The sequence below is a fragment of the Streptomyces sp. SCSIO 75703 genome, assembly GCF_036607905.1.
In the GTDB taxonomy this organism is placed as follows: domain Bacteria; phylum Actinomycetota; class Actinomycetes; order Streptomycetales; family Streptomycetaceae; genus Streptomyces.
Window position 1 is genome coordinate 4,074,412 of sequence record NZ_CP144555.1, and the last position, 18,738, is coordinate 4,093,149.

At 74.9% G+C, this 18,738-nt stretch carries 16 protein-coding genes; 10 read left to right on the forward strand and 6 right to left on the reverse strand.

Annotated features, from left to right (window positions below; genetic code table 11):
• The first annotated feature begins 15 nt into the window (after window positions 1–15).
• From VM636_RS17975 to VM636_RS17990, 4 genes are all read left to right on the forward strand, one after another.
• Window positions 16–1,548, forward strand: coding sequence for an NAD(P)/FAD-dependent oxidoreductase (locus VM636_RS17975; protein WP_338485156.1), 1,533 nt, complete (start codon window positions 16–18; stop codon window positions 1,546–1,548).
• Window positions 1,545–2,480: an alpha/beta hydrolase gene (locus VM636_RS17980; RefSeq protein ID WP_053914136.1), complete on the forward strand. Its 936-nt coding sequence runs from the start codon at window positions 1,545–1,547 to the stop codon at window positions 2,478–2,480. The genes VM636_RS17975 and VM636_RS17980 overlap by 4 nt, the downstream gene beginning before the upstream one ends.
• A complete protein-coding gene (locus VM636_RS17985; protein ID WP_030419637.1) occupies window positions 2,477–3,361 on the forward strand; it encodes an SDR family oxidoreductase in 885 nt (294 codons plus the stop codon). Before VM636_RS17980 ends, VM636_RS17985 begins: the two co-directional genes overlap by 4 nt.
• A gap of 86 nt (window positions 3,362–3,447) precedes the next feature.
• On the forward strand, window positions 3,448–3,624 hold the full coding sequence (locus VM636_RS17990) for a hypothetical protein (protein ID WP_078855844.1): 177 nt from the start codon (window positions 3,448–3,450) through the stop codon (window positions 3,622–3,624).
• A gap of 66 nt (window positions 3,625–3,690) precedes the next feature.
• Here the strand turns inward: VM636_RS17990 and VM636_RS17995 are convergent, their stop codons facing one another.
• Window positions 3,691–7,143, reverse strand: coding sequence for a S41 family peptidase (locus VM636_RS17995; RefSeq protein ID WP_338485157.1), 3,453 nt, complete (start codon window positions 7,141–7,143; stop codon window positions 3,691–3,693).
• A 172-nt stretch (window positions 7,144–7,315) separates the two neighbouring features.
• On the opposite strand from VM636_RS17995, the gene VM636_RS18000 reads away from it, so the two are divergent.
• The 5 genes from VM636_RS18000 (at window position 7,316) to VM636_RS18020 (ending at window position 12,208) form a co-directional block, all read left to right on the forward strand.
• The gene (locus tag VM636_RS18000; protein WP_030419635.1) at window positions 7,316–7,918 is read left to right on the forward strand and encodes a TetR/AcrR family transcriptional regulator; all 603 of its coding nucleotides are present in this window, start codon (window positions 7,316–7,318) and stop codon (window positions 7,916–7,918) included.
• Between the two features lie 132 nt (window positions 7,919–8,050).
• Complete coding sequence (locus VM636_RS18005; RefSeq protein ID WP_030419634.1) at window positions 8,051–10,294, forward strand: MMPL family transporter; 2,244 nt, start codon at window positions 8,051–8,053, stop codon at window positions 10,292–10,294.
• Between the two features lie 152 nt (window positions 10,295–10,446).
• Entirely contained in the window at window positions 10,447–10,950 is a 504-nt protein-coding gene (locus VM636_RS18010) for a YbaK/EbsC family protein (RefSeq protein ID WP_030419633.1), read from the forward strand.
• Window positions 10,947–11,792, forward strand: coding sequence for a DMT family transporter (locus VM636_RS18015; protein WP_030419632.1), 846 nt, complete (start codon window positions 10,947–10,949; stop codon window positions 11,790–11,792). The genes VM636_RS18010 and VM636_RS18015 overlap by 4 nt, the downstream gene beginning before the upstream one ends.
• Before the next feature lie 140 nt (window positions 11,793–11,932).
• Window positions 11,933–12,208 (forward strand): DUF1876 domain-containing protein, encoded by a 276-nt coding sequence (locus tag VM636_RS18020; RefSeq protein WP_030419631.1) that lies wholly within the window; start codon window positions 11,933–11,935, stop codon window positions 12,206–12,208.
• A 63-nt stretch (window positions 12,209–12,271) separates the two neighbouring features.
• Here VM636_RS18020 and VM636_RS18025 read toward each other — a convergent pair whose 3' ends face one another.
• From VM636_RS18025 to VM636_RS18040, 4 genes are all read right to left on the reverse strand, one after another.
• A complete protein-coding gene (locus VM636_RS18025) occupies window positions 12,272–13,444 on the reverse strand; it encodes a serine hydrolase domain-containing protein (RefSeq protein ID WP_030419630.1) in 1,173 nt (390 codons plus the stop codon).
• A gap of 74 nt (window positions 13,445–13,518) precedes the next feature.
• Window positions 13,519–14,301: an ABC transporter ATP-binding protein gene (locus VM636_RS18030; protein WP_053914138.1), complete on the reverse strand. Its 783-nt coding sequence runs from the start codon at window positions 14,299–14,301 to the stop codon at window positions 13,519–13,521.
• Window positions 14,289–15,050 (reverse strand): cobalt ECF transporter T component CbiQ, encoded by a 762-nt coding sequence (gene cbiQ / locus VM636_RS18035; protein ID WP_338485158.1) that lies wholly within the window; start codon window positions 15,048–15,050, stop codon window positions 14,289–14,291. Before cbiQ ends, VM636_RS18030 begins: the two co-directional genes overlap by 13 nt.
• A 1-nt stretch (window position 15,051) precedes the next feature.
• Window positions 15,052–16,104, reverse strand: a complete 1,053-nt coding sequence (locus VM636_RS18040) for an energy-coupling factor ABC transporter permease (RefSeq protein WP_053914139.1) — start codon at window positions 16,102–16,104, stop codon at window positions 15,052–15,054.
• A 364-nt stretch (window positions 16,105–16,468) separates the two neighbouring features.
• On the opposite strand from VM636_RS18040, the gene VM636_RS18045 reads away from it, so the two are divergent.
• Window positions 16,469–16,840 (forward strand): SsgA family sporulation/cell division regulator, encoded by a 372-nt coding sequence (locus VM636_RS18045; protein ID WP_030419626.1) that lies wholly within the window; start codon window positions 16,469–16,471, stop codon window positions 16,838–16,840.
• 34 nt (window positions 16,841–16,874) lie between these two features.
• Here the strand turns inward: VM636_RS18045 and VM636_RS18050 are convergent, their stop codons facing one another.
• Window positions 16,875–18,575 (reverse strand): penicillin-binding transpeptidase domain-containing protein, encoded by a 1,701-nt coding sequence (locus VM636_RS18050; protein WP_053914140.1) that lies wholly within the window; start codon window positions 18,573–18,575, stop codon window positions 16,875–16,877.
• Window positions 18,576–18,738: the final 163 nt, after the last annotated feature.

The window sequence follows — 18,738 nt, forward strand, 5'->3', positions numbered from 1 at the left end:
CGTGGAGGCTTCGGGATGGCCGAGCACGAGCAGGCACGAGAACACGTACGGGTGGCGGTGATCGGGTCCGGCTTCGGCGGACTCGGGGCCGCCGTGCGGCTGCGCCGCGAGGGGATCACCGACTTCGTCGTCCTCGAACGGGCCGACGGCGTGGGCGGCACCTGGCGGGACAACAGCTATCCGGGATGCGCCTGCGACGTGCCCTCCCACCTGTACTCCTTCTCCTTCGCGCCCAACCCCGACTGGCCGCGCACCTTCTCCGGGCAGCCGCACATCCGGGCCTACCTGGAGCGCGTCGCCGACACCTTCGGCCTCCGCCCCCACCTGCGCTTCGGCGCCGAGGTCGAGCGGATGGCGTGGGACCCCGGGCGGCTGCGCTGGGAGCTGACGACCGCGAGCGGCGAACTCACCGCCGACGTCGTCGTGTCCGCCACCGGCCCGCTCTCCGACCCCCGCACCCCGGACATCCCCGGCCTGGACACCTTCCCCGGCAAGGTCTTCCACTCGGCCCGCTGGGACCACGACCACGACCTGACCGGCGAGCGCGTCGCCATGATCGGCACCGGCGCCTCCGCCATCCAGATCGTCCCCTTCCTCCAGCCGCGGGTCTCCCGGCTGACCCTCTTCCAGCGCACCCCCGCCTGGGTCATGCCCCGCATGGACCGGGCCATCGGCGGCGCCGAACGCGCCCTGCACCGGGCCCTGCCCGTCACCGCCAAGCTGCGCCGCGGGCTGCTCTGGGGCATCCGCGAACTCCAGGTGCAGGCGTTCACCAAGCACCCCGGGCAACTGGGCTTCGTCGAGCGGATCGCCCGGCGCAACATGGCCTCCGCCATCAAGGACCCGGCCCTGCGCGCCAAGCTCACCCCCGACTACCGCATCGGCTGCAAGCGCATCCTGCTCTCCAACGACTACTACCCGGCGCTCGCCCGCCCCAACGTGGACGTGGTCGCCTCCGGCCTCGCCGAGGTCCGCGGCTCCACCCTGGTCGCCGCCGACGGCACCGAGGCCGAGGCCGACGCCATCGTCTTCGGCACCGGCTTCCACGTCACCGACATGCCCATCGCCGACCGGGTGGTGGGCGCCGACGGCCGCACCCTCGCCGAGACCTGGAAGGGCGGCATGCGGGCGCTGCGCGGCGCCGCCGCGGCCGGCTTCCCCAACTGGATGACGATCATCGGGCCCAACACCGGCCTGGGGAACTCCTCCATGATCCTCATGATCGAGTCCCAGTTGAACTACATGGCCGACTACCTGCGCCAACTCGACGTCCTCGGCGGCCGGGTGGCCCTCGACCCCCGGCCCGAAGCCGTGCGCGCCTGGAACGACCGGGTGCAGCAGCGGATGGAGCGCACCGTGTGGAACACCGGCGGCTGCACGAGCTGGTACCTCGACCCCAGCGGCCGCAACACCACCATCTGGCCCGGCACCACCGCCGAGTTCCGGCGCGAGACCCGGCGCGTCGACCTCGCCGAGTACGCGGTGCTGCGGCCCGCCCCCGCCGCCGTCGCCCCCGGCGCCGACGAGAGCGTGGAGGTGGGCGCGTGAGCCGCCTGACCCGCGCCGCCGACGGGCCCCACACCCCGCCCGCCCCCGCCCGCGAACTCACCGTCGTCTCCGCCGACGGGGCCCGGCTCCACGTCGAGGTGCACGGCCCCGAAGGCGCCCCCGCGATCGTCCTCTCGCACGGCTGGACCTGCTCCACCGCCTTCTGGGCCGCCCAGATCCGCGCCCTCGCCGCCGACCACCGCGTCATCGCCTACGACCAGCGCGGCCACGGCCGCAGCCCGGCGAGCGCGGCGTGCGGCACCGAGGCCCTCGCCGACGACCTGGAAGCCGTCCTGGAGGCGGTGCTCGCGCCCGGCGAACGGGCCGTGATCGGCGGGCACTCGATGGGCGGCATGACGGTGCTGGCCGCCGCCGGCCGGCCCTCGCTGAGCGTCCGCGCCGCCGCCGTCCTGCTGTGCAGCACCGGCGGCTCCCGGCTGGTCGCCTCCGCCACCCTGTTCCCGCTGCCGCCCGGCCGGGCCCGCACCTGGCTCACCCGGCGGGCGCTCGGCTCCCGCGCCCCGCTCGGCCCGGTCACGCCGCTGTCCCGCGCGATCCTCAAGTACGGGACCATGGGCCCCGGTGCGGCACCGCGGATGGTCGACGCCTGCGCCCGCGTCGTGCACGCCTGCCCGCGCGACGTCCGGCACGCCTGGTCGCGGGTGCTGGACGGGCTCGACCTCGACGAGCGCGTGCCCGCGCTGGACCTTCCCGTGGAGATCGTCGTCGGCACCGCCGACCGGCTCACGCCGCCCGTGCACGCCCGCGCGCTCGCCGCCCGCCTGCCCCGGTGCACCGGCCTCACCGAACTGCCCGGGGTCGGCCACATGACCCCGGTGGAGGCGCCCGACCTCGTCACCTCGACGCTGCGCGCCCTCGCCGCCGCCCATCTGCCCGCCAGGGCCGCCGTACCCGCCAAGGAGGACGCATGACCAGGGTGAACCTGGAAGGACGGGTCGCCGTCATCACCGGGGCCGCCCGCGGCGTCGGAGAGCTGCTGGCCCGCAAGCTCTCGGCGCGCGGCGTGCGCGTCGCGCTCGTCGGACTGGAGCCGGACGCCCTGCGGGAGGTCGCCGGGCGGCTGCACGGCGAGAGCGCCTGCTGGGACGCCGACGTCACCGACGCCGAGGCGATGGCCCGCGTCGCCGAGGAGGCCGAGGAACGCTTCGGCCGGATCGACATCGTGGTCGCCAACGCGGGCGTCGCCACCGGCGGCCCGTTCGCCGACTCCGACCCGGAGTCCTGGCGCCGGGTGATCGAGGTCAACCTCGTCGGCTCGGCGGTCACCGCCCGCGCCTTCCTGCCCGCCCTGCTGCGCAGCCGCGGCTACCTGCTCCAGATCGCCTCCCTCGCCGCGATCACCCCCGCGCCCATGATGACCGCGTACTGCGCCTCCAAGTCCGGTGTGGAGGCGTACGCCCACTGCCTGCGGGCCGAGGTCGGGCACCGGGGCGTCAAGGTCGGCGTCGGCTACCTCTCGTGGACCGACACCGACATGGTGCGCGGCGCCGACCGGGACGACGTGATGCGGGAGTTGCGGCAGCGGCTGCCCTGGCCGTCGAACAAGACGTATCCGCTCGGGCCGGCCGTCGACCGCCTCGTCGAGGGCATCGAGCGGCGCTCCGCCCACGTGTACGGGCAGTGGTGGCTGCGCGGCATGCAGGGGGTGCGCGGCTGCCTGCCGTCGGTCATCGGGACCGTCGGGCAGCGCGAGGTGCGGCGCGTCGCGGACCGGCTGACCGGCATGGGCACCGGACTGGTCGGGGCGGGCGGCGCGGCCGACGAGAAGCACCGCACCACGGTGCGTCACTGATCGACATGCGGAGGGTCACCGCCCGTGTGACGCTGAGCGGGCCCGGCCGATCCGGCCGGCCCCGATCAGCACAGGAGTTGACCCTCATGGGTATCAAGGACCAGTTCCAGGACAAGGCCGAGCGCATGCAGCAGCAGGGCAAGCAGCGTGCCGAGCAGGCCAAGGAGCAGATACGCGACCGAGGCCGCCGCGACGACGACGAGAGGGACCAGCCCTCGCGCCGCGAGCCGGACGACCGCTTCTCGCAGGACCGCGACGCCTGACGCGCCGGCCGCACCGAAGGGGCGCTCCCCGCCGCACGGGGAGCGCCCCTTCCGCCCGCCCTGCCCCTACCGGCGCGGCGGCAGCGGCGGACGGGAGCGGTCGGGTACGTCGCCGTAGTCGGGCGGCGACGCCGGCGGCTCGGTCTCCAGCAGCTCCAGCGCGATCCGCACCGCCTCGTCCAGCACCGTGTAGCGGCCCTCGGCCCAGTCCAGGGGCGTGCGCAGCGCCTCCACGTCGGGGGCGACGCCGTGGTTCTCCACGGACCAGCCGTACGCGTCGAACCAGGCGGCGTTCATCGGCACCGTGATCACCGTGCCGTCGCCCAGCCGGTGGCGTCCGGTCATGCCGACCACCCCGCCCCAGGTGCGCTGTCCGACCACGGGCCCGAGCGAGAGCAGCTTGAACGCCGCCGTGATCATGTCGCCGTCGGAGGAGGTCGCCTCGTCGGCGAGGGCCACCACCGGGCCCCGCGGGGCGTTGGAGGCGTACGACACGGGCTGCGCGTCCCGCGTGAGGTCCCAGCCGAGGATGGTGCGGGTGAGCTTCTCGACGACCAGTTCGCTGATGTGGCCGCCCGCGTTGCCGCGCACGTCCACGATGAGGGCGGGCCGGGACACCTCCATGCGCAGGTCGCGGTTGAACTGGGCCCAGCCGGAGCCGCCCATGTCCGGGATGTGCAGGTAGCCGCAGCGTCCGCCGCTCAACTCCCGGACCACCTCGCGGCGTTTGGCGACCCAGTCCTGGTAGCGCAGCGGGCGTTCGTCGACGAGGGGCACGACGGCGACCCGGCGCGGCGGACCCGCCGTCCGGGGTGCCCCGGCCCCCTCCGCGACCCGCGCCACGTCCGTGGCGGCCGGGACCTCCGGGTTGCCGGGGAGTTCGGGCAGCCCCCGGGCCGGGGGCGGTGGGGCGGCGGGCTGCTCGAAGGTCAGCTCCACCGTCGTCCCGCCCGCGCCCGCCAGCAGCGGGGAGGGGCCGGCCACCGGGTCCACGGGCCGGCCGTCGACGTGGGTGAGGACCGCGCCGTCCCGGATGCCGGTGCCGGCCAGCGGCGAGCGGGCCCGCGAGTCCGAGGAGTCGCCGGGCAGGATGCGCTTGACCGTCCACCGGCCGTCCCGGGAGACGAAGTTGGCGCCGAGCAGGCCCTGCCAGCGCTGGTAGGAGGCCGGCCCCTCGTTGCGCCGGGCGGCGGACACGTAGGCGTGCGACGTGCCCAGCTCGCCCAGGACCTCCCGGAGCAGGTCGGCGAACTCGTCGGGGGAGGCGACGCGTTCGACCAGCGGGCGGTACTGGTCGAGCACCGCGTCCCAGTCGATGCCGCACATGCCCGGGTCCCAGAAGTAGGCCCGGATGAGCCGGCCCGCCTCCTCGTACGACTGGCGCCACTCGGCGGCCGGGTCGACCTGGTGCAGGATGCGGCGCAGGTCGATCCAGGTGGTGGAGTCGCCGTCGCCCGGCTCGGTGGCGGGGACCGCCCGCAGGTCCCCCTCGTCCAGCACCACCAGCCGGGTGCCGTCGCCGCTGACCTGGAACCAGTCGAGGTGGGCGACGAGTTCGGACTTCTTCGCCTTGGCCGGGCTGAAGTGCTCCAGAGTGGGCCGTTCGCTCGGGTCGTCCGGGTTGGCGAAGGTCTCGCCGAGCGCGCCGGAGATCGGCCAGCGCAGCCAGACCAGTCCGCCGCCCGCGACCGGGTGCAGCGCCGAGTACTTGGACGCGGTCACCGGGAACGGCGTCACCCGGGCCTCCAGCCCCTCCGTCTCCACGGTCACCGCGCCGCCCTCGCCGCCCTCGTCCTCCACCGGGTCCAGCCCGCCGGCGGCCGGACGGCCCTCGGGGTTCAGCGCGAAGGGGGACGGCGTCGCCGACGACAGCGGGACGAGGTAGGGGCGGCAGCCCAGCGGGAAGGACAGGTCGCCGGTGTGCACGTCGTAGACCGGGTCGAAGCCGCGCCAGGACAGGAAGGCGAGGTAGCGGCCGTCGCGGGTGAAGACCGGGTTCTCGTCCTCGAAGCGGCCGTTGGTCACGTCGACGACGAGCGGTCCGTCCCCGTCGGCGATGCGGGCCATCTTGATCTGCCGCAGCGAGCGGCCGATCCCGGGGTGGGACCACGTCAGCCAGGCCCCGTCCGGGGAGAAGGCGAGGTCGCGCACCGGCCCGTTGACCGAGCGGATCAGCTCCGTGACCCCGCCGCCGGGGCCGAGCGCCCCGGCGTCCCCGGTGTCCGGGCCGGCTCCGGGGCCGTCGGCCGTCCCGGTCTCGTCCGGGACCGGGGGCGGGCCCGCGGCCTGGGTGTCGTCGGCGACGTCCAGCAGCAGCAGCCGGCCGTCGTGCGAGGCGACCGCGAGCCGTTCGCCCTCCGGGTCGGACACCAGCTCCAGCACCCGGCCCAGCTCTCCGGAGGCCAGCCGCCGCACCTCCCGGCCGCCGGTCGCCCGGGGCAGGTGGGCGATCTCGACGGCGTCCTCGCCCTCCGCGTCGGTCACGTAGGCGACCCGGCCGCTCGCCCCCAGCATCTCCGGCAGCCGCACCCGTACGCCCGGGGTGTCCGCGATCGTGCGGGCCGGCCCGTCGCGGTGGGTGAGCCAGTACAGGCTGCCCCGGACGACGACCGCGCTCGCCCGGCCCGTCTCGTCGACGGAGAGCCCGCCCACGTGGTGCGCGGCCGGCACCTGGTACGGGCGCCGTCCCGCGCGCGGCCCGCTCAGCCGGACGTCCAGCCGCCGCGGCACGGAGTCGGGGGCGAGGTCGTCGACGATCCACAGGTCGCCCGCGCACTGGTACACCACCCGGGTGCCGTCGCTCGACGCGTGCCGGGCGTAGCAGGCGTCGTGGTCGGTGTGGCGGCGCAGGCCGGTGCCGTCGTGGGCGCAGGAGTAGAGGTTGCCGACGCCCTCGTGGTCGGAGAGGAAGGCGACCCGGCCCCCGACGAGCATGGGGGAGTGCAGGTGCCCGCCGAGACCGGGGAGCAGGCGCCGCCCGTCCAGCCAGAGCCGGCCGGTCGCCCCGCCCCGGTAGCGCTTCCAGGCGGCCGGTTCGTGCGGCGGGGTGCCGGTCAGGAGCAGGGTGCGGCACCGGCCGTCGAGGTCGGCGGCCTGGATGTCGGTGACCGGTCCCCAGGGCAGTTTGCGGCCGGGGTCGCCGTCGGGGGAGAGCTGGTAGGCCCAGGTCAGGTACGAGAAGGGTTCGCCGTGCGAGGCGACGGCGAGGATGTCGGCGGCGCCGTCCGGTCCGGGCGGGGTCCAGCCGCAGACGCGGGTGTCGAAGCTGCCCCAGTGGGTGAGCTGCCGTCCGGGGCCGTCGTCCACCGGCACCACGTGGACCTCCGGCTCCAGGCTGCGCCAGCTCGTGTAGGCGATCTGCCGGCCGTCGGGGGAGAAGCGGGGGTGCCCGGCCTTGGTGCGGTCGACGGTGAGCCGCCAGGCCCGGCCCGGACCGTCCAGGGGCGCGATCCAGAGGTCGTCCTCGGCGACGAAGCAGAGCAGGTCCCCGTGCAGGTGCGGTAGGCGCAGATAACTCACCGCTCCATGCTTCGCCGCGCCCCGGAGCCCGGCAACTTATGGGTGCCCGACAACCGTGACCCAGGCCACGTACGAAACCGTTTCGTTTCGCTAGTGGGCTGCGCTATCGTCGTCGTGTACGAAACGGTGTCGTTCCACCGGAGCGAGCGCCGCCGAGCGAGAGGAGAGCGAGATGGCCGGGGCCACCGCACCACGCCGCAGCCGGATCACTCCCGAACGCGAGGCCGAGCTGTACGACGCCGTCCTCGACCTGCTTCGCGAGGTCGGCTACGACGCCCTCACCATGGACGCCGTCGCCGCCCGCACGAGATCCAGCAAGGCCACGCTCTACCGCCAGTGGGGCGGCAAGGCCGAACTCGTCGTCAAGGCCATCCGGCACGACAAGCCCGTCGAGATCGGCGACATCGACACCGGATCGCTCCGCGGCGACCTGCACGCCCTGACGTCCCGCGAGGACGACTGCGTCATGGAGCGCAACTCCGCGCTCATGCGGGGCGTGGCCATGGCGCTCCACCAGAACCCGGACCTGCGCCAGGCCTTCCGGGAACAGCTCATCGAACCGGAGATGGCCGACTTCCGGCGCGTACTGGACCGGGCCGTCGACCGCGGCGAGATCAGAGCGGACTGCCCCGCCCTGGAATTCCTCGTCCACATGTTGGTCGGCGGGTTCGCCACCCGCACCCTGCTGGAGGACCAGCCGCCCACCCGGGCCTTCCTGTCCTCCTACATCGACGCCGTGATGCTCCCCGCCCTCGGCGTCCCCACCGCTTCCTGACCGTCCCCGCAGTCAAGCCCCCCACTGACGTCGCCTCCCCGCGGCCCGCAGGGCCCGGGAGGTATCCCCAACGTCGTCGGGCTGATCACCCCTGCCCTGAAGACCCCACGACCTGACTGGGAGAACGTCCTCGTGGCCACGTTCCTCTACAAACTCGGCCGGTTCGCCTTCCGGCGACGGCACTTCGTCGCCCTGATCTGGGTGGCGCTCCTGACCCTCGCCGGGGTCGGCGCCGCCCAGGCGCCACCGGCCGGCAACGGCTCCTTCTCCATCCCGGGAACCGAGGCGCAGCGCGCCTTCGACCTGCTGGAACAGCGCTTCCCCGGACAGAGCGCGGACGGGGCGACGGCCCGCGTCGTCTTCAAGGCCCCCGCGGACCAGAAGATGACCGACCCGGCCAACAAGTCCGTCGTCGACAAGGCCGTCGGCGAACTGGCCGACGGCTCCGAGGTCGTCGCGGTCGCCGACCCGTACCAGTCCCAGGCCGTCAGCCAGGACGGCACCATCGCCTACGCCTCGGTGCGCTACGACGCCCCCGGCATGGAACTCGACGACTCCAGCAAGGACGCCCTCCAGGAAGCCGCCCAGAACGCCCGGAGCGCCGGGCTGACCGTCGAGATCGGCGGCGACGCGCTCCAGGCGGTCCCGGAGACCGGCGCCACCGAGGTCATCGGCATCGGCGTCGCCGCGGTCGTCCTCGTCGTCACCTTCGGCTCGCTCATCGCGGCCGGCCTGCCGTTGATCACCGCGCTGATCGGCGTCGGCATCGGCGTCTCGACGATCACCGCGCTCGCCGGCGTGCTGGAACTGGGCTCCACCACCTCCATCCTGGCGATGATGATCGGCCTCGCCGTCGGCATCGACTACGCCCTCTTCATCGTCTCCCGCTACCGCGCCGAACTGGCCGAGGGCCGCGAACGCGAGGACGCGGCCGGCCGCGCCACCGGCACCGCCGGCTCCGCCGTGGTCTTCGCCGGACTCACCGTCGTCATCGCCCTGGTGGGCCTCGCCGTCGTCAACATCCCCCTGCTCACCAAGATGGGTGTCGCCGCCGCCGGCACGGTCGCCATCGCGGTCCTCATCGCCCTCACCCTGATCCCCGCGCTGCTCGGCTACGCCGGCGCCAAGGTCAGGCCCGCCGGTGCCAAGAGCCGGCTGGCCCTCCGCCGCGGTGCCGGGGCGGCGGAGGGCGGGACGGGCGCGGACGCCGGACCCGCCCGGGCCAACCTGGGCACCCGCTGGGCCCGCTTCGTCATCCGGCGTCCCGTCGTCGTCCTGCTGGTGGGCGTCATCGGGCTCGGCGCCGCCGCGATCCCCGCGTCCTCGCTCGCCCTCGGCCTGCCCGACGACGGCGCCCAGCCGACCTCGACCACCCAGCGCCGGGCCTACGACCTGCTCTCCGAGGGCTTCGGCCCCGGGTTCAACGGTCCGCTGATGGTCGTCGTCGACGCCAAGGACAGCACGTCCCCCCAGGACGCCTTCACCAGGGTCGGCGACGAGATCAAGGGCCTGGAGGACGTCATGGCGGTGACCCCGGCCCAGCCCAACAAGGCCGGCGACACCGCGATGATCACCGTCATCCCGGACTCCAAGCCGTCCTCCACCGAGACCGAGGACCTGGTCCACGCCATCCGCGACGCGGGCGCCTCCCTCAAGGCCGACTCCGGCGCCGAGGTCCTGGTCACCGGCTCGACCGCGATGAACATCGACGTCAGCGAGAAGCTCAACGACGCGCTGCTGCCCTACCTGGTGCTGGTGGTGGGCCTGGCCTTCCTGCTGCTGATCGTGGTCTTCCGCTCGATCCTCGTCCCGCTCAAGGCGGCCCTCGGCTTCCTGCTGTCCGTCCTGGCGGCGCTCGGCGCGGTCGTCGCGGTCTTCCAGTGGGGCTGGCTGTCCGCCGTGATGGGCGTCGAGGAGACCGGCCCGGTCATGTCGATGATGCCGATCTTCATGGTCGGCGTGGTCTTCGGACTGGCCATGGACTACGAGGTCTTCCTCGTGACCCGGATGCGCGAGGCCCACGTCCACGGCGAGTCGCCCGGCCAGGCGGTGGTCACCGGCTTCCGGCACGGCGCCCGGGTGGTCACCGCGGCGGCGGTCATCATGATCGCGGTCTTCGCCGGCTTCATCGGCTCCAGCGAGTCCATGGTCAAGATGATCGGCTTCGGCCTCGCGGTCGCCGTCCTCTTCGACGCGTTCATCGTGCGCATGGCCATCGTCCCCGCGGTCCTCGCCCTGCTGGGCAAGCGGGCCTGGTGGCTGCCGAAGTGGCTGGACCGCGCGCTGCCCAACGTCGACGTCGAGGGCGAGGGCCTGCGCACCGCCGAGACCGGTCCGGCCGACCCGGACGGCGACCGGGAGCTGGCCCGCGCCTGACGCGCCACCGCTTCCGACGGCAGACCAGCCGGTGAGGGCCCCGTGGGGACGGGACGGCCCTCACCGGCTTCCGTCTCCGCCCGTGCGGGCGCCGCGGGGCCGCCGGCCGACCCGGTCGCCCCCGGCGCCCGCGTCCCGCTACCGTGCCCCCCATGACCACGACCGACGGCACCTCCCCCGCCCACCCCCGCTTCGCCGACGCCCTCCGGACGCTCGGGCTCGGTGAACTGGCCGAGCGCGCCCGCCGCTTCCCGGACTCCACCCGCACCGCCGCCGAGGCCGCCGCCGCGATCGGCTGCGAGCTGAGCCAGATCTGCAAGTCGCTGATCTTCGCCGCCGACGGCGTCCCGGTCCTCGTCCTCATGGACGGCGCCTCCCGCGTCGACCTGGACCGGGTCCGCGAGGAACTCGGCGCCGAGAAGGTCACCCGGGCCAAGGCCGACCTCGTACGGGAGACGACCGGGTACGCCATCGGCGGTGTGCCGCCCTTCGGCCACCGCAGCCGCACCCGGGTCCTCGCCGACCGCTCCCTGCTCGCGCACGACGTGGTCTGGGCCGCCGCCGGCGACCCGCACACGGTGTTCCCGATGGAGCCCAAGGAGCTGATCACCACCGCCGGAGCCGCCCTCGTGGACGTGCGCGAGCGCACTTCGTGACCCCGGGCGTCACGGCCGCCGTCCTGCTGGCCGCGCTCACCCACGCCTGCTGGAACGCCATCGCGCACCGCATCCCCGACAAGCTGAGCGGCTTCACGCTCATCTCGGGCGGGGGACTGCTGATCGGGCTCGCCCTGCTCCCGTTCACGGCGTTCCCGGCGGCCGGCGCGTGGCCGTACCTGCTGGCCTCCGCGGCCGTCCACATCGCCTACTACGCGCTGCTGATGCGGTCCTTCCGGCTCGGCGACTTCGGGCAGGCGTACCCCATCGCCCGCGGCACCGCGCCGCTGCTGGTGACCCTGCTCGCCGCCGTCTTCGCCCACGAGGTGCCCGGCGGCTGGGCGGCGGCGGGCGTCGTGCTCTCCTGCGCGGGGCTGACCGGCGTCGCCCTGTGGGGGCTGCGCGGGCGCCGGCCCGACTGGGCGGCGATCGGCGCGGCCCTGGCCACCGGCGTGACCATCGCCGTCTACACCGTCGTGGACGGGCTGGGCGTCCGCGCCTCCGGCTCCTCCCTCGGCTACATCGCCTGGCTCATGACCGTCCAGGGCACCGTCCTGCCGGCCCTGTTCCTGGCCCGCCACCGGGCCGCCGCCTGGCCGATGCTCAGGCCCGACGCCGCCCTCGGGCTGCTCGGCGCGGTCCTGTCGGTCACCGCGTACGCCCTGGTGCTGTGGGCGCAGACCCGCGCCCCCCTCGCCCCGATCGCGGCCCTGCGCGAGTCGTCGATCCTGGCCGGCGCGGCGATCGGGGCGGTGTTCTTCCGGGAACGGTTCGGCGGGCCCCGGATCGTGGCGGCCGGGCTGCTGGTCGTGGGGATCGGGCTGATGCTGCGCGCCGGGTGAGCCGGGGCGGGCGCGCGGGGTGCCGGCCGGACCCGGACCGTACCGGCGCGGGGCCCGCCGCCGGCCCCCCGACCGGCGCGGGCTGCGCCGGACGCCCGGGAGGCGCACCCTGGAAGGAGGTCTTCCGGAGGTGAACAGTCATGATGCACACGACGGTGGGATGGCACGTCGAGATGGAGTTCATGGAGGACGAACGGCACACCAAAGCCGTCGCCATGGTGCGCTTGCCCGACGGCACCGAGGTCCGGGCGCACGGGCACGCCAGCCGTCACCGGGTCGACAGCCACCAGCCGCGCGTCGGCGAGGAGGTCGCCGGGGCCCGGGCGCTGAACGAACTGGCGATGCAGTTGCTCACCAAGGCGCACGGCGAGATCGACGAGGCGTCGGGGCGGATCTCCCACCCCATCCACGTCTGACCGTCGGTCCCGGGGGAAGTCCGTCCGGGGCCGGTGCCCGCCAGGGGCGCCGGCCCCGCCCCGTCAGCGTCCGCCGAGCGCCGCCCGCACCGCCGCGACCAGGGCCTGGGCCCGCGGGTCCGCGGTGACGGTGCGGCGGAAGCCGTTGGTCACGTAGCCGAAGGCGATGCCCGACTCCGGGTCGGCGAAGCCGAGGGAGCCGCCCCTGCCCGGGTGGCCGAAGGAGCCCGGGGAGAGCATCGGCGACGCGGCGCCGTGCAGCATGTGGCCGAGGCCGAACCGGGTGGGCACGACGAGGACCCGGTCGGGGCCCGCCGACTCCTCCGCGCGGGCCCGCGCCAGCGTCTGCGCGTCGAGGAGGCGCACACCGTCGACCTCGCCGATCAGGGCCGCGTAGAAGCGGGCCAGCCCCCCGGCGGTGGCGATGCCGCCCGCGGCGGGCTGGACGGCGGCCCGGTGGGCCGGGTCGTTCGGGTCGGGGGCCGGAAAGACGGCGGTGAAGGCCCGGCGGGTGAGCGACTCCGGGTCGCGCTGCGCCTCGGCGACGGAACGCCTGGGGCGCAGCCGCAGTCCGCCGGCCGGCTCGGTGTCCTCGACGGGCCCGACGCGGCCGGCGCGGCCCGCGGCCTCCTCGGCGGGCGGCAGGCCCAGCCACAGCGCGGCGCCGAGCGGGCCGGCGATCTCGTCCGCGACCCAGGCTCCGGTGTCCCGTCCGTCCGCCGCGTGGCGGACTAGCCCGTCCAGCAGCCAGCCGTGGGTCAGCGCGTGGTAGCCGTGAGCGGTGCCCGGCTCCCACACGGGCGCCTGCGCGGCGACCGCCTCGATGCCCCGCAGCGGGTCCAGCGCCTCCCGCGGGGTGAGCGGGGTGTCGAGGACCGGGAGCCCGGCGCGGTGGTTCAGCAGGTGCCGGACGAGGACGCGCTCCTTGCCGTGGGCCTTGAACCCGGGCCAGTACGTGGCGACCGGGGCGTCCAGGTCGAGCACCCCGCGTTGGTGCAGCAGCAGCGGGACGACCGCGGCGACGCCCTTGGTCGCCGAGCGGATGACCTGGGCGGTGCCCGGCTGCCAGGGCTCGGTGCCGTCGACGTCCCTCGTGCCGCCCCACAGGTCGACGACCTTGCGGCCGTCCCGGTAGACGGCGACGGCCGCCCCGCGCTCCCCGCGGACGGCGAAGTTCCGGGCGAAGGCGTCCCGGACCCCTTCGAAGCCCCCCTCGACCGTGCCCCGCACGTCCACTTCCACGTCCCCGTGTCCTTCCCGCCCGGCGTCTGCGACGAAGGGTGCAACACCACGGGCCGGGCGGCGATTCCTCAGGCGCGCGGGGCGACCGTCCGGGGATCGAAGCCGTAGGGCAGTTCCAGCCGGTGGGCGCGCATCAGCGCGCCGTCGCCCAGCAGTCCGGCGGTGGGACCGTCGGCGGCGATCACCCCGTCGGAGAGGATCAGCGCCCGCGGGCACAGCTCCAGCGCGTAGGGCAGGTCGTGGGTGACCATGAGGACGGTGACGTCCAGGGCGCGCAGGATGTCGGCGAGTTCGCGGCGCGAGGCCGGGTCGAGGTTGGAGGAGGGCTCGTCCAGGACGAGGATCTCCGGCTCCATGGCGAGCACGGTCGCCACCGCCACCCGGCGCCGCTGGCCGAAGGAGAGGTGGTGCGGGGGCCGGTGCCCGGAGCCGGCCATGCCGACCAGGGCGAGCGCCCGTTCCACCCGCGCCTCCAGCTCCGCGCCCCGGAGCCCGGCCGCCGCCGGTCCGAAGGCCACGTCCTCGCGCACGGTCGGCATGAAGAGCTGGTCGTCGGGGTCCTGGAAGACGATGCCGACCCGGCGCCGGATCTCCGCCATGTTCCGTGTGTCCACGGGGAGTCCGGCGACCGTGACGGCGCCCGCGCCGGCGGTGAGGATGCCGTTGAGGTGGAGGACGAGGGTGGTCTTGCCGGCGCCGTTGGGGCCGAGCAGCGCGACCCGCTCGCCGCGTTCGACGCGGAAGTCGACTCCGAACAGGGCCTGGTGTCCGTCGGGGTAGGCGAAGGCGAGGCCGGCCACCTCCAGGGAGGCGGGCGGGGCGGGGGCGGCGGAGCCGGTCACAGGGTCCATCCCAGCAGGCAGACCGCGAGGGCCGCGGCGGGCAGGGAGAGGGCGCGGGACCACTGGGCGCGGGAGGCGGTCACCTCGTCGATCACCGGCAGGGTGCCGGTGTAGCCGCGGCTGACCATGGCGAGGTGGACGCGTTCGCCGCGTTCGTAGGAGCGGATGAACAGGGCGCCCGCCGAGGCGGCGAGGACGCCCCAGTGGCGTACGCCCCGGGCCTCGAAGCCGCGTGAGGCGCGGGCGACGCGCATCCGCCGCATCTCGTCGGTGATCAGATCGCCGTAACGGATCATGAAGGTGGCGATCTGGACCAGCAGCGAGGGGAGCCGGAGCCGCTGGAGGCCGAGGAGCAGGTCGCGCAGCGGGGTGGTGGCGGCGAGCAGGACGGAGGCGGCGACGCCCAGGGTTCCCTTGGCGAGGACGTTCCAGGCGCCCCACAGTCCGCTCACGCTCAGCGAGAGGCCGAGCACCTCGGTCCGCGGGCCCTGGGCGACGAACGGCATGAGCAGCGCGAAGGCGACGAACGGCACCTCGATCAGCAGCCGGCGCAGCAGGAAGCCGGGCGGGACGCGGGCCGCGGCGGCGACCCCGGTGAGCAGGGCCGCGTAGAGGGCGAAGGCCCACACCGCCTCGCGCGGGGTACAGACCACGACGACCACGAAGGCGAGGACGGCGGCGAGCTTGGTGTGCGGCGGCAGGGTGTGCACCCGGGAGGTCCCGGGCCGGTGGAGCCGGTGTGCGTGGCCCGCGCCCATGTCAGGCGTCCGGGGCGGTGGGGTCGGCGGGGGAGGCGCACCTGCGCCGGCGCCGGCGCAGGACCCGGAAGACGGTGCTGCCGGCGACGACGGTGACGCCGACGCCGATCACCCCGGCGAGTCCGCCGGAGACCCGGGCGTCCGTGATGTCCCTGACGCCGTACTCGGCGAGCGGGGAGCGGGAGGTGGCGTGTTCGCGGGCCTTGGCGTCGAGGCCCTTGTCGGAGGCGACCTTCTCCAGTCCGTCGGGGTGGGCGGAGGCGTAGAAGCTGACGAAGCCGGCGAGGACCAGGGAGGTGACCAGGCCGGTGATCCACACGGCGCGGTGGGAGCGGGCGGCGGGGGCGGCCGGCTCCGGTCCGGGTGCGTCGACCAGTTCGCCGCCGACCCGCAGCCGCAGCGGGCGGCGCAGGCCCCGGGCGCCGTACACCAGGTCGGGGCGGACGGCGATCACGGCGGCGACGGTCAGGGCGGTGATCACGGCCTCGCCGAGGCCGATCAGGACGTGCACGCCGACCATGGCGGTGGCGACCCGGCCGATGGCGATGTCGGTGGTGCCGCCGATCCGGTAGAGCAGGGTGAAGGCGAGGGCGGCGGCCGGGACGGAGACCAGGGCGGCCACGAAGGAGGCGGCGGTGACCGGCCGGCGTCCGCGCGGCAGCAGGGTCACCAGGCCCCGGAAGACGGCGTAGCCGGTGACGGTGGTGACGACCGCCATGTCGAGGATGTTGACGCCGAGCGCGCTCAGCCCGCCGTCGGCGAAGAGGATGCCCTGCATCAGCAGGACGACGCTGACGCACAGGACGCCGGTGTACGGGCCCACGAGGATCGCGGCGAGCGCGCCGCCGAGCAGGTGGCCGCTGGTGCCGGCGGCCACGGGGAAGTTGAGCATCTGGACCGCGAAGAGGAACGCGGCGACCAGGCCCGCCAGGGGCGCGGTGCGTTCGTCCAGCTCGCGGCGGGCGCCGCGCAGGCTGACCGCGACGGCGCCCGCCGCGACGACGGCGGTCACGGCGGACGTCGGGGCGTCGATGAATCCGTCGGGTACGTGCACGTCTCGATGATGAGGTTGTTGCGAATCCCTCGCAAGAGCGCTGAAGGCGCTTTTGCCGGCCGGGGGCGGCAACGGGGGGCGGGGCGCCCGGTGAGCCGAGCGGCGGCGGGAGCGGGGCGCGCGGTGAGCCGAGCGGCGGCGGGAGCGGGGCGCGCGGTGAGCCGAGCGGCGGCGGGAGCGGGGCGCGCGGTGAGGGGGCGGCGGCGGGAGCGGGACGCCTGGTGAGGGAGTGGAATCGGTCACGATCCGCCCTCGTCCGAGCGGGAAGAGGTGTAGTCCGTGCGATTCGGGACATTGGGGAAGGTGAACGGGTGCGAGGCGGCACGCGGCCTGCGCACCGTGGCACAGGGTGAAGGGCGATCCGATGTCCGCGGTCGAACAGCACGTACGAGCCCGTATCGTCACGGAAGCGGACGTCGCCCCGGTCGAGACCGGTGAGGGGGCCCTGCCGGTCCTGCTCCGCTACGACCCGGCCGTCGATCCCGACGCGGTGCGGGTCGCGCTGCCCCACGACACCGGCCCGCGCGAGTGGGTCCTCCCCCGGGAACTGCTGGAACGCGGGCTGCGGGCACCGGCCGGCACCGGTGACGTACGGGTCTGGCCGTGCGGGCGGGTGCAGACGGTCGTCGAGTTCCACGCCGGCGAGACGTGCTCGGTGGTTCAGTTCGAGAACCGGGCCCTGACCCGCTTCCTGCGCCGCACCCACCGCGCGGCGGCCGAACCGGTGGCCCACTGAGCCACCGGCGCCGCCGCCGCGCACCGGGGTCCGGTCAGCCGGCCGCCTTCAGCAGGGCCGCCACGATCGGCCCGGCCGTCTCGCCGCCGTGCCCGCCCTGCTGGACCACGCCGGCCGCCGCCAGGTCGTCCCGGTAGGCGGTGAACCAGCCGTTCGGCTTCTCCTGGTTGTCGACCTCGGCCGAGCCGGTCTTCGCGCCGACGTCACCGCCGACCCCGGCCATCGCCTGCGCCGCCGTGCCGTAGGCCGCCGTGTACGCCATCATCTCGCGCAGTTGCGCCAGCGTCCCGGGTGCCAGGGTGCGCGAGGCGGTGGCCAGGGTGCGCCCGTCCACCGACGGGGCGACCAGGTACGGCTGGTGGAAGGTGCCCGACTTCACCGTGGCCGCCACGGACGCCATGTTCAGCGGGCTCATGCGCACCCCGCCCTGCCCGATCAGCGAGGCCGCCATCGGCGCCGCCGTCTGCACCGGCACCGCGCCGTCGAAGGACGGCACGCCGACCGCCCAGTCGTCGCGGCCCAGGCCGAAGACCTGCTGGGCCTGCTGGGTCAGGTCGTCGTCCTTCAGCTTCGGGGCCCGGCCGATGAAGGCGGTGTTGCAGGAGCGGGCGAAGCTCGCCTTGAAGGTGCCGTCCTTGATCTCGAACTTCTTGTCGTTCTGGAACTTCCAGCCGCCGTAGCTGAAGTACTTCGGGCACGGGTGCTTCTCGTCCATCGAGGCCAGGTTCTTCTCGATGAGCAGCGAGGCGGTGACGACCTTCATCGTCGAGCCCGGCGCGAGCGAGCCCTGGAAGGCGGTGTTGAAGCCGTGCCCGCCGTTGGCGACCGCGAGGATCTCGCCCGTCGAGGCGCGCATCAGCACCACCGACGCCCGCTTCTTCCCGGCCACCTCCTTCTCCGCGGCGGCCTGCAGCGCCGGGTCCAGCGTGGTGCGGACGGTGCCCGGGGTGCCCTTGCTCAGCTCCAGCACGGTCGTGTCCGGGGCCTCGTCCGCGGCGGACGAGGCGGCGGGCTTGCCGTCGCCCCCGGCCGGCTTGCCGCGCACGACGCGCAGTTCGATCCCGGCGGTGCCGCCGGCCTGCTTGCCGTACTTCTCGCGCAGGGCGTCCAGGACGGTGCCGAGCGAGGGGTAGGTCCGCGCGGACAGTTCCCCGCCGTCACGGTCCAGGGCGGTGACGGGCGGGGCGCCGGCCGCGCCGGTCACGAGCCGGTCGCCGTCCCTCAGTTCGGGGTGGACGACGTCCGGCCGCCAGCCGACCCGCGGTTCGCCGTCGCCCTCGCGGCGCACGACGGTGAGCGCGCTCTCGTACGCCAGCGGCTTGGACGTCCCCTCGTACGTCACCGTCCCCCGGACGGAGAACGGCACCTTGTCGCCGTCCGGGGTGCCCGGGGTGAGGGTGACGTCCGTGACGCGGGCGTCCTTGGCGTAGCCGGTGAGCTGGGCCTCGGCCGCCTCGGCGTCGTCGGTGGCCTCGGCGGCCGCGGCCGTGTCGCCGCTCTGCCAGGCCGTCAGGAACCGCTCGGCGGTGGTGGTGACCTCCGCCGCGGACAGCGGACCGCTCTTCACCGCGTCCCCGGCCGCCGTCGACGCGGGCCGGGAGCCGTCCTCGGCGGCGCCCCCGCCCCACAGCGCGTACGCGCCGATGCCGGCGCCGCCCACGACCACCGCGACCACGCCGCCGATGACGGCGGGTCTCGTCTTCCGCCGTTCGACGGCGGCCCTCCTGCTGCCCACTGACGTTCCGTTCCTCCACCCGCCCGGCGCCCCTGCGGCCCGGGTCCCTCGTCGTCCGCGCACACCCACGACGGACGACCACCCTAGGGCCTTTCGTTGGGATCACGCCGGGCTCGCGGGGTCCGGCACCGCGCCTCGCCGCGTTGTCGTCGGTTGTCAGGGC